Annotated in this window: 16 protein-coding genes; 5 read left to right on the forward strand and 11 right to left on the reverse strand. The window is 72.7% G+C overall.

Annotation, left to right across the window (positions count from 1 at the left end; all coding sequences use genetic code 11):
• Positions 1-270 precede the first annotated feature (270 nt).
• The gene (mshA, locus tag VR44_RS10965) at positions 271-1,611 is read left to right on the forward strand and encodes a D-inositol-3-phosphate glycosyltransferase (RefSeq protein WP_063778908.1); all 1,341 of its coding nucleotides are present in this window, start codon (positions 271-273) and stop codon (positions 1,609-1,611) included.
• Positions 1,612-1,969: 358 nt separating this feature from the next.
• Here mshA and VR44_RS10970 read toward each other — a convergent pair whose 3' ends face one another.
• From VR44_RS10970 to VR44_RS11010, 9 genes are all read right to left on the reverse strand, one after another.
• Positions 1,970-2,740: a helix-turn-helix transcriptional regulator gene (locus tag VR44_RS10970; protein WP_052713545.1), complete on the reverse strand. Its 771-nt coding sequence runs from the start codon at positions 2,738-2,740 to the stop codon at positions 1,970-1,972.
• A gap of 345 nt (positions 2,741-3,085) precedes the next feature.
• Complete coding sequence (locus tag VR44_RS10975) at positions 3,086-3,526, reverse strand: Fur family transcriptional regulator (protein ID WP_045947242.1); 441 nt, start codon at positions 3,524-3,526, stop codon at positions 3,086-3,088.
• A gap of 106 nt (positions 3,527-3,632) precedes the next feature.
• On the reverse strand, positions 3,633-4,538 hold the full coding sequence (locus VR44_RS41085) for a class I SAM-dependent methyltransferase (protein WP_052713547.1): 906 nt from the start codon (positions 4,536-4,538) through the stop codon (positions 3,633-3,635).
• Positions 4,539-4,713: 175 nt separating this feature from the next.
• Positions 4,714-5,193 carry a GNAT family N-acetyltransferase gene (locus VR44_RS10985; RefSeq protein ID WP_045947243.1) on the reverse strand — a complete coding sequence of 160 codons (480 nt, stop codon included), beginning with the start codon at positions 5,191-5,193 and terminating at the stop codon, positions 4,714-4,716.
• 156 nt (positions 5,194-5,349) lie between these two features.
• Positions 5,350-6,240 (reverse strand): M56 family metallopeptidase, encoded by an 891-nt coding sequence (locus tag VR44_RS10990; protein WP_052713548.1) that lies wholly within the window; start codon positions 6,238-6,240, stop codon positions 5,350-5,352.
• Complete coding sequence (locus VR44_RS10995; protein ID WP_045947244.1) at positions 6,237-6,632, reverse strand: BlaI/MecI/CopY family transcriptional regulator; 396 nt, start codon at positions 6,630-6,632, stop codon at positions 6,237-6,239. Before VR44_RS10995 ends, VR44_RS10990 begins: the two co-directional genes overlap by 4 nt.
• A 167-nt stretch (positions 6,633-6,799) precedes the next feature.
• Positions 6,800-7,081 carry a metal-sensitive transcriptional regulator gene (locus tag VR44_RS11000; protein WP_045947245.1) on the reverse strand — a complete coding sequence of 94 codons (282 nt, stop codon included), beginning with the start codon at positions 7,079-7,081 and terminating at the stop codon, positions 6,800-6,802.
• A 9-nt stretch (positions 7,082-7,090) separates the two neighbouring features.
• Positions 7,091-9,358: a heavy metal translocating P-type ATPase gene (locus tag VR44_RS11005; protein WP_045947246.1), complete on the reverse strand. Its 2,268-nt coding sequence runs from the start codon at positions 9,356-9,358 to the stop codon at positions 7,091-7,093.
• 95 nt (positions 9,359-9,453) lie between these two features.
• On the reverse strand, positions 9,454-9,741 hold the full coding sequence (locus tag VR44_RS11010) for a cation transporter (protein ID WP_045947247.1): 288 nt from the start codon (positions 9,739-9,741) through the stop codon (positions 9,454-9,456).
• A 186-nt stretch (positions 9,742-9,927) separates the two neighbouring features.
• Between VR44_RS11010 and VR44_RS11015 the strand changes: the two genes are divergently transcribed.
• Both VR44_RS11015 and VR44_RS11020 read left to right on the forward strand, forming a co-directional pair.
• Complete coding sequence (locus VR44_RS11015) at positions 9,928-10,896, forward strand: hypothetical protein (RefSeq protein ID WP_045947248.1); 969 nt, start codon at positions 9,928-9,930, stop codon at positions 10,894-10,896.
• Positions 10,897-10,983: 87 nt separating this feature from the next.
• The gene (locus VR44_RS11020; protein WP_045947249.1) at positions 10,984-11,265 is read left to right on the forward strand and encodes a metal-sensitive transcriptional regulator; all 282 of its coding nucleotides are present in this window, start codon (positions 10,984-10,986) and stop codon (positions 11,263-11,265) included.
• A gap of 107 nt (positions 11,266-11,372) precedes the next feature.
• Here the strand turns inward: VR44_RS11020 and katG are convergent, their stop codons facing one another.
• Positions 11,373-13,571 carry a catalase/peroxidase HPI gene (gene katG, locus VR44_RS11025; protein ID WP_094191554.1) on the reverse strand — a complete coding sequence of 733 codons (2,199 nt, stop codon included), beginning with the start codon at positions 13,569-13,571 and terminating at the stop codon, positions 11,373-11,375.
• A 152-nt stretch (positions 13,572-13,723) separates the two neighbouring features.
• On the opposite strand from katG, the gene VR44_RS11030 reads away from it, so the two are divergent.
• Complete coding sequence (locus tag VR44_RS11030; RefSeq protein WP_045947251.1) at positions 13,724-14,134, forward strand: Fur family transcriptional regulator; 411 nt, start codon at positions 13,724-13,726, stop codon at positions 14,132-14,134.
• Positions 14,135-14,325: 191 nt separating this feature from the next.
• Complete coding sequence (recQ, locus tag VR44_RS11035) at positions 14,326-16,395, forward strand: DNA helicase RecQ (RefSeq protein WP_045947252.1); 2,070 nt, start codon at positions 14,326-14,328, stop codon at positions 16,393-16,395.
• A gap of 48 nt (positions 16,396-16,443) precedes the next feature.
• On the opposite strand, the gene VR44_RS11040 is transcribed toward recQ, so the two are convergent.
• Positions 16,444-16,788, reverse strand: a 345-nt coding sequence (locus VR44_RS11040; RefSeq protein ID WP_045947253.1) for an ATP-binding cassette domain-containing protein, incomplete at its 5' end; no start/stop codon positions are given.

Raw genomic sequence — 16,788 nt, forward strand, 5'->3', positions numbered from 1 at the left:
GGCGGGCCGGTTTCGGCGGCGGCCCTCGTCCCGCCCGCCCCGGGCACCCGGCTGGCCCCGACCTCCGGTCCGGTCTTCGGCTTCTGACCGGACCGGGACGGTGCCGCCGCCCCCCCCACACACACACGGCGGTACTTCCCGCACCACGGAACCACCCGCACCAAGGCACCACCCGTACCACAGCGAGACGACCACCCTCCTTCGCCGCGTGACCGCGCGCCGGTCACCCGGCGGTGCGGGGCGCGCGGCCTCTCCCCGTTGGAGTTCCACGTGTCCCTGCGCGTCGCCATGCTCAGTGTCCACACCTCACCGCTGCACCAGCCCGGCACCGGGGACGCGGGCGGCATGAACGTCTACATGGTCCAGCTCTCCCGCGCCCTCGCCGAACAGGGCGTCGAGGTGGACCTGTTCACCCGGTGCCGGGGCGAGGAGCACCCGGACCCGGCCGGCCTGGGCCCCGGGGTCCGGGTGCGGCACCTGGAGGCCGGACCGCGCGCGCCGCTGCCCAAGGAGGACATGCCCGCCCTGGTGGTGCCGTTCTCGCTGGCGCTGTTGAAGGAGGAACGGCGCTACGACCTGGTGCACTCGCACTACTGGCTCTCCGGGCAGGCCGGCCGCATCGCGGCGGCGGGCTGGCGGATCCCGTTCGTGCACACCGCCCACACCCTGGCCCGGGTCAAGAACGCCGCCCTCGCAGAGGGCGACGCCCCCGAGCCGGAGCTGCGGATCCGCGGCGAGCACCAGGTCGTCGGCTCCGCCGACCGGCTGATCGCCAACACCGGCGACGAGGCCCGGGCGCTGTGCGAGCTGTACGGGGCCGACGCGCGCCGCACGCGGATCGTCCGGCCGGGCGTGGACCTGGCCACCTTCGGCCCCGGCCGGGGGAGGGCGGCGGCGCGGGCCCGGCTGGGGCTGCCGGCCGACGCGTTCATCCCCCTGTACGCGGGCCGCATCCAGCCCCTCAAGGGGCCCGACGTGATGGTCCGCGCGGTCGCCGCACTTCTGGAGCGGGCCCCGCACCTGCGCGGGCGGACCCTCGTCCCGGTGGTGGGCGGCAACTCGGGCGCCGGACCGCGCGGCGAGGCCTGGGAACTCGCCCGGGAGCTGGGGGTCTCGGAGGTGCTGCGGCACCACCCGCCCGTACCGCAGCGGGAGCTGGCGCTGTGGTACCGGGCGGCGGACGTGCTGATGGTGCCCTCGCGCAGCGAGTCCTTCGGGCTGGTCGCGCTGGAGGCGCAGGCGTGCGGGACCCCGGTGCTGGCCTCCGCGGTGGGCGGGCTGCCGACCGCGGTACGGGACGGGGTGACGGGCGTGCTCGTCCCCGGCAACGATCCGGCGGAGTACGCCCGGAGACTGCTGTGGTTCGCCGAACACCCCGGGGAGGCCGAGGTGATGGGCCGGGCGGCCGTCTCCCACGCCCGGAACATGAGCTGGCGCGGCGCGGCCGCCCGGACCCTGGAGGTCTACCGGGACGTACTGCGCGAGGAGGGCGCGCGACCGGGCCCGGACATGAGTGAGGCAGGAGCGGCGGCACGCTCCTGCCTCGCCGACACCTCTCCCCTGGAGGGCCGAGAAGGCCGGAATTCCACCCTAGCAGCACTTTTGAGCTGACCAAAGATACGCAAGCGTAACATCTTCATGAACTCCTTCAGATCCGCCTCAGGTGCGCTATAGGGAACTGGCCCGCCCCCGGAATCCGTACGACAATAGAGAGGTCTTCGCAGGAATACCGGCGGCACGGATCCGCGGAGACCGAATCGATGTTTCGCAATTCCTGGAGGAATCATGTCCGCTGCGCACACCGTCACCGTCCGCCCGCTCTGTACGATCCGCAACAACGGCAACGGCTGGGACTGAACAACCGTTCAGAGCAGCGGATCCTGCCCCGCGATCGCCCGTCCGGGCGGTCGCGGGGTTTTTCGTTGCGCAATTCCGGCCCCTCGCCGGACCCTGATGAATGGCCCCTGAATCAATCCAGCCAGCCGAGCCGTTGTGCGCGCACTCCGGCTTCGAAACGGCTGGACGCCCCCATTTCCTGCATCAGCTCGGAAAGCATGCGGCTCACCGTCCGCAGGGAAACTCCCAGGGTCCGGGCGACCTTTTCGTCCTTCATTCCCGATGCCAGCATTTTCAGCGCGGCCCGCTGCTGTTCGGTCAGTCCGTCGCCGCCGAGTTCCGGCGCCACGTCGTCGCCATAGGGCGTCGCCGCGTGCCAACAGTGCTCGTACAGCGCCAGATAGGAGCGGACGAGCGCCGGCCCGCGGGCGAGGATCGCACCCGCCGACCGGTCCTCGGGGTGCACGGGCAGGACGGCGAACTGCTGGTCCGCGATGATCATGTTCATCGGGACGGCGGGGGAGAGCCGGATCTCCACCCCCGCCTCGACCCGGCGCCGGAGCATCTCCACCGCCTCGGGCGAGGTGGTGATCCGCTGGTGGTAGATGGCGCGGATGCGCACCCCGTTGTCGATCTGCCGGCGGTCCCGGCTGAGCACCCGGTCCGCGACCTCCCGTACCAGGGCGGTCACGTGCATGGACGTCAGGTCGTGGCGGATGACGTCGGTGATGTCCTCCAGCACCTGCTGGATCCGCCCGTAGTCGTGGAGGATCTCCACCTCGACCTCGGAACCGCTCAGCGCACCGGGCCGCAGGAACCTTCCGACCAGCGTCTCCAGCGCACTGTACGCGCGGTCCGACTCGTCCAGGTGCTCGCGCAGCCGCTCCCGCTCGCGCTGCAGCATCCGCAGCAGGGCGATCTCGGGATCGACGGCAGCTCCTCGAAGGCGTCATTGAGGTTGGACACCCCGCGCAGGCGCAGCTCCTGATAGAGGGCCAGCACCTTGTCGGCCGACTGGATGCCGTCCCTGCCATCGCCCGTTGCCATCGCGAAGCGACCCCCTCGTCTTACGAATCGACAGTCACACTTTGGCACATGCCAATGCGGGACCCACCGTCCCCCCGTTTCGGATGTGACGGGGGTCACTCGACGTCTCTGAGGTGCGGGCCTGCACCACCGGCCGGCCCGGAACGGCCGAAGCGCCCGACTCCCCGACGAGGAAGGGGAGGCGGGCGCGAAGAGTGCGGGGTCAGTCCCGCGGGGTGCTCAGGCAGTCGGGGCACAGCCCCTTGAAGACGACCTCCGCGGCCCCCTCCATCCGCCAGGCGGGGAGCGCGCCGCGGGGCGGCCGCGGCACTTCGGCTTCGACGTTGTCCACCCGGCCGCAGCCCACGCACAGCGCGTGCTGGTGCGGCGGACCGGAGATCTCGAAGACCGCGGGCAGACCGGGGCGGTCGAACTTCGCCGCCAGGCCCGTCTCCAGGAAGTGCCGCAGCATCTCGTACACGGCCTGGCTGGTGAGGGTCCCGAGCCGCTCGCGGGCGGCGGCCGTGATGGACTCGACGTCCATGTGACCGCCCGCCGCCAGGACCTGGAGCACTTCCAGGCGCGGCCCGGTGACCCGCAGTCCCACGTCGCGGAGGCGCTGAATCACTGCCTCGCGGCCGGTCGACTCCTCCACGACAGCCATCACTGCGCCACCATCCGCCATCTGGTCCACTCAAACCTTTGGGGGCATCGTACCTCTTGCGAGTCCTTCTCGAGCGGGAGGAACGGAAAGGGGCGGGGGAGGGCCGTCAGCCCGCCGTCCGGCACACGAGCAGGACGCTCTCGGTCCGCCCGTCCAGCCGGTGGGTGCGGCGCCGTTCCACCCGCAGGCCCGCCGCCTCCAGCTCGGCGCGCAGGCCCTCCGCATCGATGATCCACTTCTCGGTGCTGCGCACCACCCGCTCGGTGCGCACCTTGCCCGTGCGCACCGAGTGATAGGTGATCCGCTCGCTCATCGCGTCCAGGTCGAAGACCTGCCGGGCGACGGTCCACTCCTCGACCCCGTCGAACCGGGGCACTTGGAAGGCCCAGGTGCGCCGGGGCTCCTCGGACAGCCCGCGCAGTCCGTGCGCGGTGAAGTCGAGGGCCAGGGCGCCGCCCGGCTCCAGGCGCCCGGCGATCTCCCGCAGCAGCCCGGGGCGGGCGTGCGGCGGCACGGCCGAGACCATCGTCCCGGCCAGCAGGGCCAGCCGGTACCTGCCCCGCAGCCGCAGCTCCGCCAGATCGGCCCGGGTGGTGACCAGCAGCCGGGAGACCTGCGGGCCGATCCGCCGGCCCCAGGCCCGCAGCCGCTCCAGGCTGGCCGCGTCCCGGTCCACCGCCTCCACGTGGAAACCCTGCCGGGCGAACGGGACGGCCAGGCGCCCGGCCCCGCAGCCCAGGTCCAGGACCGGGCCGCCGCAGCGGCGCGCGAGGCCCAGGTAGCGGACGATGTCCGCGCTGTGCGGGCCCAGCAGGGCGTCGTGCAGCCAGGAGGTGTCCTCGTCCGCCGGAGCGGCCGACTCCAGGCCGGGCAGGCAGTCCGCCGGGAGCAGCACGGCCCCGCCCGCGTGCGCGGGGAACCGGGAGGCCTCCGGTGCGGGCGGCGGGACCGGTGCGAACGCGGCGGGCACGACCGGCATGACGGGCAGGGAAGTGCCGCTCGGTGTGTGCATCGCTCCTCCAGGGGCTCGCTCGGTCCAGCCGTCCGGGGCGGGGCTCCCGTGCCGCCGGGACCGCGCCGCTGAGGAAATCCTGTCCCGCGGACGGCTGCCGGTGCCAGCGTTGAGGGCTGCGTGAACACGCGATGGCGTGGATCTGCCACGGCCCCGCGCAGGCGGGGCGCAGGTGTCAGAGCGCGCGGCCGAGCCGGACCGGGGTGAGGGCGGTGAACCCGTGGCGGGCGAAGAACGACAGGGCCGGGGTCGATTCGGCGGGGAGGGTGATCCGCTGGGACACCGCGCCGTGCGTCCGCATCCGCTCGCCGGCGGCCGCCAGCAGGGCCGAACCGACCCCCTGCCGGCGGCGGCCCGGGGTGGTGCACAGGGCGTAGAGCTCCCCCTCGGAGGTGACCGGGACCCCGCCCGACACCGCTCCGACGACGGTCCCGTCCGCGTCGGTGGCGACCAGCCAGCCGAGCCAGGCGGGCGCACCGCCGGGAATTCCAATTTCCGCGCGAATGCGCGGGAGCGAGCAATGGTCGGACAGCAGCCGGCCGACGCGCATTTCGCCGAGGAGGCTGTCGTAGTCCTCGCGTATGGCCGCGGCGAGGAGCCGGGAAATCGCCGCGGCGTCCCCCGGAACTGCCATCCGCACGTCAGCCAGCAGCATCTATCCCCCACCTCTCACAGCACCGGTCCTGAGCCCGCACGGGCCCACAATAGCGGCCAATTCGAGTGGTGGGGGTCGGGCGCAAATCTACGAATTGGCTTAGTAAATAGCCGGGTTGGGTGACCGCCTATCAACTGGTCCAGCAACAGAGCGCGATCAGCGGGAGGATGGCGGACGCCGCGGCGGCCACCGCGAAGAGCCCGCGCAGCACCGGAAGCCCCGCCCGGCGCGGTCCCAGGATGCGCCGCATCCGCACCGCCGCCGACGGGCCACCCGCCGCGAACGCCTTGTGCGGCGCGTGCCCGGTCGCCAGCGCGTACAGGGCCGTCGCCAGCGCATCGCTCGAACAGCCGCGCAGCGCCCGGTCGTCGGCGGCCATCTCCAGCAGCAGCGGCACAGCGGCACCGTCCGCCCGCCGATCCGGGCCAGCGGCAGCCGCCGGAACACCGACGCGTACGCTCCGGCGGCCGCCACCATCAGATGGTGACGGCCGCCGATGTGCGCCCGCTCGTGCGCGAGCGCGGCGGCCAGCTCCTGCTCCGACAGCACCTCCAGGGCCCCGGTCGAGACCACCACCCGGCGCGAACGCCCCGGCAGGCAGTACACCGCCGGGCGCGGGTCCTCCAGTACCGTCACCCCCAGCCGCCGGTCGTACCGGCCCACCAGCCGCAGCAGTTCCGCGTGCCGGGTACGGGCCCGGCGCGCCCGCGCCAGCTCCCGTACGAAACCGGTACCGGGCACCGCCAGCACCGCGAGCGCCGCCAGCGCGGCCAGGGCCTCGCGCGGGGTCGCGTCGAGGACCCGGCCGGGGGAGGGCGGGTCCAGCGTGAGGGCCATGTCGACCAGCCGGTGACTGGTCTGCGCGGGCAGCAGCAGCTGGGCCGGAAGCATCGCCGTCGACGCCGCGAACAGGGCGCCGCACAGGATCCACACGGCCAGCCCCAGCCGGGGCGCCTGCTGCGCCCACACGGCGCGGACCAGCATCCAGGGCAGCACCAGCCCGGTGACCAGGGCGAGCCCCAGCGGCGGCAGTACGTGATGGTTCACAGGGCCTCGCCCCCCGCACCGGACGGGCGTTCCGAGCGGGCGGCCCGCAGGGCCTCGTCCAGCGCCTCCACGTCCTCGTGGGACATCCGCTCCACGAACCGCAGCAGCGTGGCCCGTCGGTCCTGGCTGTCGCCGAGCGCGTCCTGCATGAGCGCCGCGGTGTACTCCTCGCGGCTGCGCACCGCCTGGTACATCCAGGCCCGGCCGGACTTCTCGCGGGTCAGCCACCCCTTGCGGTACAGGATGTCCGCCACGGTCATGACGGTGGTGTAGGCGACCTTGCGGCCGCGGTTGATGTCGTCGACGATCTCGCGGACGGAGGCGGGCCGTTCCCACTGCCACAACCGGTCCATGATCTCGGCTTCCAGCTCTCCCAGCCGGCGTACGCGCATGTCTCGTCGCCCTCCCCTCGGCAGCGGCTCATCGTACGGGCCCCCATCCGGGCGGGGGCATACCCCGGCCCGGTACACGGGCGCCGGGCGCGCGGGCGCCGCGAACGCCGAGAGCCCCTCCACACGTCCTTCGTGTGGAGGGGCTCACGGGCCCTGCGGCCGCCGGGCTACGCGCGGATCAGCCGGGCGATGGCCCTGCTCGCCTCACCGACCTTGACCCTCGCCCGGTCGCCGCCCTGGGCGATGGCCTCGGTGACGCAGCAGTTGAGGTGCTCGTCGAGCAGGGTCACCGCGCAGGACTGGAGTGCTGCCTTGATCGCGGACACCTGGGTGAGCACGTCGATGCAGTAGACGTCCTCGGCGACCATCCGCTGGACCCCGCGGACCTGGCCCTCGATCCGCCGCAGCCGCCGGATGACGTCTTCCTTCTGTTCCACGTAACCGGCCACGGGGGCTCCTCAGTTGGCGGCGGCCCTGAAGCCGCGCAGACGCAGGCTGTTGCCGACGACGAAGACCGAGGAGAAGGCCATGGCCGCTCCGGCGATCATCGGGTTGAGCAGTCCGGCCGCGGCGAGCGGCAGGGCGGCCACGTTGTAGGCGAAGGCCCAGAACAGGTTCGAGCGGATCGTGCCGAGCGTCTTGCGGGCCAGCCGGATGGCGTCGGCCGCGGCCCGCAGGTCGCCCCGGACCAGGGTCAGGTCGCCGGCCTCGATGGCGGCGTCGGTGCCGGTGCCCATGGCCAGGCCCAGGTCGGCCTGGGCGAGGGCGGCGGCGTCGTTGACCCCGTCGCCGACCATCGCGACGCTGCGCCCCTCGGCCTGGAGCCGCTTGACCACGTCCACCTTGTCCTGCGGCATGACCTCGGCGATGACCTCGTCGATGCCCACCTCGCGGGCCACGGTCTCGGCCACGGCCTTGTTGTCGCCGGTCAGCAGGATCGGGGTGAGGCCCAGGGCGCGCAGCCGGCGGATCGCCTCGGCGCTGGTGTCCTTGACGGCGTCCGCGACCTCCAGCACCGCGCGCGCCTCGCCGTCCCAGGCCACCGCGATCGCGGTGCGGCCGGCCGACTCGGCGTCGGACTTGGCCCGCTCCAGGTGCGGGGGCAGCTCCATCGCCCACTCGGCGAGCAGCTTGCCGCGGCCGACGAGGACGGCGTGGCCCTCGACGACGCCCTGGACGCCCAGGCCCGGGATGTTGGCGAAGTCCTCGGGGGCGGGCAGGGTCCCGACGCGGGCGGCGGCGCCGGCGGCGACGGCCTGGGCGATGGGGTGCTCGGAGGCGTGCTCCAGGGCTCCGGCCAGGCGCAGCACCTCGGTCTCGTCGGTGCCCTCGGCGGTGTGCACGTGCAGCAGGGTCATCTGGCCGGTGGTGACGGTGCCGGTCTTGTCCAGGACGATGGTGTCGACCTTGCGGGTGGACTCCAGGACCTCGGGGCCCTTGATCAGGATGCCGAGCTGGGCGCCGCGGCCGGTGCCGACCAGGAGGGCGGTCGGGGTGGCCAGGCCCAGGGCGCAGGGGCAGGCGATGATCAGGACGGCGACGGCGGCGGTGAAGGCGGCCGAGAGGCCGGAACCGGTGCCGAGCCAGAATCCGAGGGTGGCCAGCGCGATCGCGATGACGACGGGCACGAACACGGCGGAGATCTTGTCGGCGAGGCGCTGGGCGGCGGCCTTGCCGTTCTGGGCGTCCTCGACCAGCCGGGCCATGCGGGAGAGCTGGGTGTCGGAGCCGACCCGGGTGGCCTCGACGACCAGGCGGCCGCCGGCGTTGAGGGTGGCGCCGGTGACGGAGTCGCCGACGGAGACCTCCACGGGTACGGACTCGCCGGTCAGCATCGAGGCGTCGACGGCCGAGGAGCCCTCGACCACCGTGCCGTCGGTGGCGATCTTCTCGCCCGGGCGGACCAGGAAGCGGTCGCCGACCTGGAGGTCGGCCGTGGGCACGGTCACCTCGTGGCCGCCGCGCAGCACGGTGACCTCCTTGGCGCCCAGTTCCAGCAGCGCCTTCAGGGCGGCACCGGCCTTGCGCTTGGACTTCGCCTCGAAGTAGCGGCCGGCCAGGATGAAGGTGGTGACGCCGGCCGCCGCCTCCAGGTAGATGTTCCCGGCGCCGTCGGTGCGGGCGATGGTGAACTCGAAGGCGTGCCGCATGCCGGGGGTGCCGGCCGTGCCGAAGAACAGGGCCCACAGCGACCACAGGAACGCGGCGATCGTGCCCACCGAGATCAGGGTGTCCATGGTCGCCGCGCCGTGCTTGGCGTTGGTCCAGGCCGCACGGTGGAACGGCCAGGCCGCGTAGGTGACCACGGGCGCGGCCAGGGTCAGCGAGAGCCATTGCCAGAAGTCGATCTGCAGCGCCGGGACCATCGCCATCGCGATGACGGGCACGGTGAGGACGACGGCGGTGGTGAGCCGCTGGCGCAGCGGGGCCAGTTCGTCGGCCTCGGCCGGCGGCTCCTCCCCGGCGCCGGACGGGGCGGACGAGCGGGGCGGCGCGGGTTCGTGCGCGGTGTAGCCGGTGGCCTCGACGGTGGCGATCAGGTCCGCGACGGAGATGTCGGCGTCGGCGTCGAAGGTGACCTTGGCCTTCTCGGTGGCGTAGTTGACGGTCGCCTCGACGCCGTCCATCCGGTTGAGCTTCTTCTCGATGCGTGCCGCGCACGAGGCGCAGGTCATGCCGCCGATGGCGAGCTCGACCTGGGCGGCGCCGGGGGTGATGGTGGTCATGAGTGCTGCTCCTCGTTCGAGCGCGGGGCCGGTGCCGGGGCCCCCGGGGGAAGGCGGGGCCCCGGTGTCCGGGTGGGTCGTTGTCGGGGCGGGTGTCAGGCCCGGCCGGTGAGCTCGTAGCCGGCGTCGTCGACCGCCGCGGCGATCGCGGCGTCGTCCGGCTCGCCGGCCGTGGTCACGGTGACCACGCCGCCGTCCACGTCCACGTCCACCGAGAGGACCCCGGCGAGCGCGCCGACGGACGCGGTGATGGCGGTCCGGCAGTGTCCGCAGCTCATGCCGGACACGCGGTAGACGGTGGCGGTGCTGTCGACGACGGCGACGGTGGTCGTGGTCTCACCGTTGGAGGCGCAGGCGCCATCGGGGGAACAGCAGGAAGACATGGGCTTCTCCTTGATCGTGCAGTTTGTGCAGATACCCTCTGGGGGTATCCGGGCTGACTCCAGATATACCCCCCCTAGGTATCTGTACGCAAGAGTCTCCCGCGCTTGACTTGATACCCCCTGGGGGTATGGTGGAGATCCATTGAACCGCTGTACGCGGCACCTACGTCGTACGGGAGACCAGGCATGAACACCGGAGTGAAGATCACCGCCTTCGCCGCCGCACTCGCGGCGGCCTTCGGCGCCGCCTACGGGGTCGGGGCGGGTGTCGGCCCCGTGGGCGCGCCGGCCAGGACGGAGCACGCGAGCCACGCGACCCAGGCGAAGGCGCCCGCCGCGGAAGGCGGACACGGAGGCCACGGCCAGGCCACCGCCCAGGGGCCCGCCGCCGGCGGCCTCCAGGTCTCCGACGCCGGCTACACGCTGAGCCTGGACACCCCGCAGGTGGCCCCGGGCCAGAGCGAGCTCAGGTTCTCCGTCAAGGACGCCGCCGGGCGCAAGGTCACCGGGTACAAGACCGAACACGGCAAGGAACTGCACTTCATCGTCGCCTCGCGCGACCTGACGGTCTTCCGCCACCTCCACCCGGTGCGCGCCGAGGACGGCACCTGGTCCACCCCCGTCGACCTGCCCGCCGCGGGCGCCTACAAGGCCTTCGCCGACTTCGCCCCGTCGGCCGGGGACGCGAAGAACGTCACCCTGGGCGCCGACCTCACCGTCCCCGGCGCCTACGCGCCCAACCCGATGCCCCCGGTCGCGCCCACCGCCGAGGTGGACGGCTACCAGGTCTCCCTCGCCGGGACCCTCGACCCCGGCAAGCCCGGCGAGCTCAAGCTCGGCGTCAGCAAGGACGGCAAGCCCGTCACCGACCTGGAGCCCTACCTCGGGGCCTACGGACACCTCGTCGCCCTGCGCGACGGCGACCTCGCCTACCTGCACGTCCACCCCAACGAGGGCGGCCCCGGCCCGGACGTCTCCTTCACGGCCACGGCCCCCAGCGCCGGCACCTACCGGCTCTTCCTGGACTTCCAGCACCAGGGCAAGGTCCGCACCGCGGCCTTCACCGTCCGGGCGGGCGACGGCCAGGCGGCCGCCGCTCCCGCCGCGCAGCCCGCGCAGCCGGCCGGGGAGGAGCAGGGCGGTCACTCCCACTGACCGCCCGGCGGAACATCCCGCGGCCCGTCCTCGTTGTCGACATACCCCCCAGGGGTACAGAAGGCCCGATGAAGGGAAGCGATCGCCGTGCCCGGTTACACCTCCCACAAGGACGACGTCCTCAAGCGGCTGCGCCGCATCGAAGGCCAGGTGCGCGGCCTCCAGCGCATGGTCGAGGAGGGGACGTACTGCATCGACGTGCTCACCCAGGTCAGCGCCGCCACCAAGGCCCTGCAGTCCTTCGGGCTGACCATGATGGAGGACCACCTCCACTCCTGCGTCGCCGACGCCATCGCCGAAGGCGGCGATCAGGCTCGCGGCAAGGTCGAGGAGGCCTCGCGGGCCATCGCCCGGCTGGTCCGCGCCTGACGCGGCGCACTCACGTGCCCCGGGCCCGCCCGCCCCGGACACGGATCCGGGCCGGCCCCTCCGAGGGGCCGGCCCGGACGCGGTGCGCCACGGAGCGCGCGGGACCGTCAGACGAGGTCGAACCGGTCCAGCTCCATCACCTTGGCCCACGCCGCGACGAAGTCCTTCACGAACTTCTCCTTCGCGTCGTCGCTCGCGTAGACCTCCGCCAGCGCGCGCAGCTCGGAGTTGGACCCGAAGACCAGGTCCGCCCGGCTGCCCGTCCACCGGAGCGCGCCCGTGGCCGCGTCACGGCCCTCGAAGGAGCTCTCGTCCTCGGAGACCGCAGTCCACGTCGTGCCCAGGTCGAGCAGGTTGACGAAGAAGTCATTGGTCAGCACCCCGGGGGTGTCCGTGAGGACGCCCAGCGAGGACTGCCCGTGGTTCGCGCCCAGGACGCGCAGACCGCCGACGAGGACCGTCATCTCCGGCGCGCTCAGCGTCAGCAGGTTCGCCCTGTCGAGCAGCAGGTACTCCGCCGGCAGCCGGTTGCCCTTGCCCAGGTAGTTGCGGAAGCCGTCGGCCGCAGGCTCCAGCGCGGCGAAGGACTCCACGTCCGTCTGCTCCTGCGAGGCGTCCACCCGGCCCGGGGTGAAGGGCACCTCCACGTCGAAGCCCGCCTCCTTCGCGGCCTTCTCGACGGCCGCGCCGCCCGCGAGGACCACCAGGTCGGCCACCGATACCTGCCTGCCGTCCGAGCGGCCCTCGTTGAAGGACCGCCGGATCCCCTCCAGGGTGCGCAGCACCGCCGTCAGCCGGTCGGGCTCGTTGACCTCCCAGCCGATCTGCGGCTGGAGGCGGATGCGTCCGCCGTTGGCGCCGCCGCGCTTGTCGCTGCCGCGGAAGGAGGAGGCTGCGGCCCAGGCCGTGGACACCAGCTCGGACACCGACAGGCCCGAGGCCAGCACACGGGCCTTGAGGTCGGCGACCTCGGCGGCGCCGACGGTCTCGTACGTCCGGGCCGGCAGCGGGTCCTGCCACAGCAGCTGCTCGGCCGGCACCTCCGGGCCCAGGTAGCGGACGACGGGGCCCATGTCGCGGTGGGTCAGCTTGTACCAGGCGCGGGCGAAGGCGTCCGCGAACGCGTCGGGGTCGGCCTGGAAGCGGCGCGAGATCGGCTCGTAGACCGGGTCGAAGCGCAGCGACAGGTCGGTGGTCAGCATCGTCGGGGCGTGGGTCTTCGACGGGTCGTGCGCATCGGGCACGGTGCCCGCCCCGGCGCCGTCCTTCGGCCGCCACTGGTGCGCGCCCGCGGGGCTCTGGAACAGCTCCCACTCGTAGCCGAAGAGGATGTCGAAGAAGCTGTTGTCCCAGGTGGTCGGGGTGTCCGTCCAGATGCCCTCGAGACCGCTGGTGATCGCGTCCCCGCCCTTGCCGGTGCCGTACGAGCTGGCCCAGCCCAGGCCCTGCGCCGACATCGGGGCGCCCTCCGGGGCCTCGCCGACGCTCTCGGCCGGGCCCGCGCCGTGGGTCTTGCCGAAGGTGTGGCCGCCCGCGATCAGGGCGACCGTCTCCTCGTCGTTCATCGCCATCCGGTGGAACGTCTCGCGTATGTCGCGGGCGGCGGCCACCGGGTCCGGGTTGCCATTCGGGCCCTCCGGGTTCACGTAGATCAGGCCCATCTGCACCGCGCCGAGCGGGTCCTCCAGCTCACGGTCGCCGGTGTAGCGCCCATCGCCGAGCCACGTGGTCTCGGGGCCCCAGTACACGTCCTCGTCGGGCTCCCACACGTCCGCGCGGCCGCCGCCGAAGCCGAAGGTCTTCAGGCCCATCGTCTCCAGGGCGACGTTGCCGGCCAGGATCATCAGGTCGGCCCAGGAGAGGCTCTGGCCGTACTTCTTCTTCACCGGCCACAGCAGGCGGCGGGCCTTGTCCAGGTTGCCGTTGTCCGGCCAGCTGTTCAGGGGCGCGAAACGCTGCTGGCCCGCCCCCGCGCCGCCGCGGCCGTCGCTGATCCGGTACGTGCCCGCGCTGTGCCAGGCCATCCGGATCATGAAGGGGCCGTAGTGGCCGAAGTCGGCGGGCCACCAGTCCTGGGAGGTCGTCAGGACCTCCGCTATGTCCTGTTTGACCGCGGCGAGGTCCAGGGTCTTGAACGCCTCGGCGTAGTCGAACCCCTCGCCCAGCGGGTTCGCCACGGCGGGGTTCTTCGCGAGGATCTTCAGGTTGAGCGAATCCGGCCACCACTGGCGGTTTCCGCCGCCCTGGGTCGGGTGCGGGGCGCGGCCGTGGGCGACGGGGCAGCCTTCGGTTTGCTTCTCAGACATGGGAATCCTTTCGCACCGGCGGGTCACGCGGTGCTCGGAAATCGCTGGAGTGTTTTCCTGTCCCTTGGCTATCGGCGAAACCGATCCTACGATGGACGGATTCCAAGTCAAGAAGCATGCCAGACTACGCTTCCCCAGGAATGGGTGACCTTATGAGCGACCTGCTGGAACGACTTCGAAACCGCGGCTGGCGGATGACCGCCCAGCGCCGCGTCGTCGCGGAGGTCCTGGACGGCGACCACGTCCACCTGACGGCCGACGAGGTCCACGCCCGGGCGGCGCGGCGGCTGCCCGAGATCTCCCGGGCGACCGTCTACAACGCCCTGGGGGAGCTGGTCGCCCTCGGCGAGGTCGCGGAGGTCTCCACGGACGGGCGCGCCAAACGGTACGACCCCAACGCACGCCGGCCGCACCAGCACCTGGTCTGCTCCCGCTGCGGGACGATCCGCGACGTCCACCCGTCGGGCGACCCGCTGGCCGGATTCCCGGAATCGGAACGCATGGGTTTCCTGGTGTCCAAGGTGGAAGTCACCTACCGGGGCCTTTGTCCGTCCTGTGCCTGACCCATTTCCGCCACCCCGGGAGTTCGTCTTCCGGCCATTCGAAATCGTCCTTTCCGCCCTCGCGCATTTCCGGCGGGCGGCGCGGGCGGGCGACCCGCACCGCTCACCCCTCACGGTGAGTAGTCATACCGGTTGTCCACAGGCCCGGCGGACGGGACGGGAGTGTCCCAGGGTGCCGCTAGGCTTCTCGGATGGCCCTTTCGGACGCTTCCCCCGAGATCTCCAGCGAGGTCTCCGACGCATTGCGGGTGCTCCACCGCGTCTTCGGTTACAGCTCCTTCCGCGGTGACCAGCAGGAGATCATCGAGCAGCTGATCGGCGGCGGCGACGCCCTCGTGCTGATGCCCACCGGCGGCGGCAAGTCGCTCTGCTACCAGATCCCGGCGCTCGTCAGAGAGGGCACGGGCATCGTGATCTCCCCCCTGATCGCGCTGATGCAGGACCAGGTGGACGCGCTCACCGCCCTCGGGGTCCGGGCCGGGTTCCTCAACTCCACGCAGGACCCCTACGAGCGGCAGGCCGTCGAACAGGCCTTCCTCGCCGACGAGCTGGACCTGCTCTACCTGGCTCCCGAGCGGCTGCGCACCGAGGGCACCCAGCGTCTGCTCGACCGGGGCAGGGTCTCCCTGTTCGCCATCGACGAGGCGCACTGCGTCGCCCAGTGGGGCCACGACTTCCGCCCCGACTACCTCGCGCTGTCCATGCTGCACGAGCGCTGGCCCAAGGTGCCGCGGATCGCCCTGACCGCGACGGCCACCGAGGCCACGCACGCCGAGATCGCGGCCCGGCTCGGCCTGCAGGACGCCAAGCACTTCGTCGCCAGCTTCGACCGGCCCAACATCCAGTACCGCATCGTCTCCAAGGACAACCCCACCCGGCAGCTGCTGGAGCTGATCCGCACCGAGCACGACGGGGACGCCGGCGTCGTCTACTGCCTCTCCCGCTCCTCGGTGGAGAAGACCGCCGCCTTCCTGGTCGAGCAGGGCATCGACGCGGTCCCGTACCACGCCGGCATGGACGCCCGTGCGCGCGCCGCGAACCAGGCCCGCTTCCTGCGCGAGGACGGGGTCGTGGTCGTCGCCACGATCGCCTTCGGCATGGGCATCGACAAGCCCGACGTGCGCTTCGTCGCCCACCTCGACCTGCCGAAGTCCGTCGAGGGCTACTACCAGGAGACCGGCCGCGCCGGCCGCGACGGCGAGCCCGCCACGGCCTGGCTCGCCTACGGCCTCCAGGACGTGGTCCAGCAGCGCAAGCTGATCGACGGCTCCGAGGGCGACGACGCCCACCGCCGCTCCCTGGGCATGCACCTGGACGCCATGCTCGCCCTCTGCGAGACGGTCGACTGCCGCCGGGCCCGGCTGCTGGAGTACTTCGGCCAGCACGGCGGACCCTGCGGCAACTGCGACACCTGCCTGACGCCCGCCGAGTCCTGGGACGGCACGGTCGCGGCCCAGAAGCTGCTGTCCACGGTGTGGCGGCTGGCGAAGGAACGGCGCCAGAAATTCGGTGCCGGCCAGATCATCGACATCCTCCAGGGCAAGAAGACCGCCAAGGTCATCCAGTTCGACCACGACGCCCTCTCGGTGTTCGGCGTCGGCGCCGACCTCGGCACCGCCGAGTGGCGCGGCGTCGTACGCCAGCTGCTCGCGCAGCGGCTGCTGGCCGTCGAGGGCGACTACGGCACGCTCGTCCTCACCGACGCCAGCGGCGACGTGCTGGGCGGACGCCGCACCGTCCAGATGCGCAAGGAGAAGAAGGCCCCGGCCGCCTCCCGCAAGGAAGGCGGCTCCCGCTCCGGGAAGGCCGCCCGCGTCCCGGTCGACCTGCCGGCCGCCGCCGTCCCGGTCTTCGAGGCCCTGCGCGCCTGGCGGGCGGCGACCGCCCGCGAGCAGGGTGTCCCCGCGTACGTCGTCTTCCACGACGCCACGCTGAGGGAGATCGCGACCCGGCTGCCCGGCACCGTCGAGGAACTCGGCGGGATCGGCGGCGTCGGCGAGGCCAAGCTCGCCAAGTACGCGGAGGGCCTCCTCGACGCCCTGGCCGAGTGCCGGGCGGACGGGGCCGTCGCCACCGCCGAACCGGCCCCCGCCGCGCCCCAGCTGGACGGCTTCCAGCCCGCCGCGCCCCGCAGGACCGCACCACAGGCCGCCCGGGCGGCCGCAACCGCCGGCAACGAGCCCGAGCACGAACCCCCGTTCGAGGAGGAACCGCCCTTCGACCTGGAGGACATGGATCCTCCGTGGGACGACTGGCGCTAGCCGCATCCGGGGCGGCCCCGCGCGGGGCCGCCCCGGATGCCGTCCCGGTCAGGCGCCGACGTACGCCGCCAGGTGTTCGCCGGTCAGGGTCGAGCGGGCGGCCACCAGCTCGGCCGGGGTGCCTTCGAAGACGATCCGCCCGCCGTCGTGCCCGGCCCCCGGACCCAGGTCGATGATCCGGTCGGCGTGCGCCATGACCGCCTGGTGGTGTTCGATCACGATCACCGACTTGCCGGAGTCCACCAGCCGGTCCAGCAGCCCCAGCAGGTGTTCCACATCCGCCAGGTGGAGGCCGGCCGTCGGCTCGTCCAGGACGTAGATCCCGCCCTTCTCACCCATGTGCGTGGCCAGCTTCAGCCGCTGCCGCTCCCCGCCCGACAGGGTGGTCAGCGG

Source organism: Streptomyces katrae, from assembly GCF_000966975.1.
GTDB lineage: Bacteria > Actinomycetota > Actinomycetes > Streptomycetales > Streptomycetaceae > Streptomyces > Streptomyces katrae.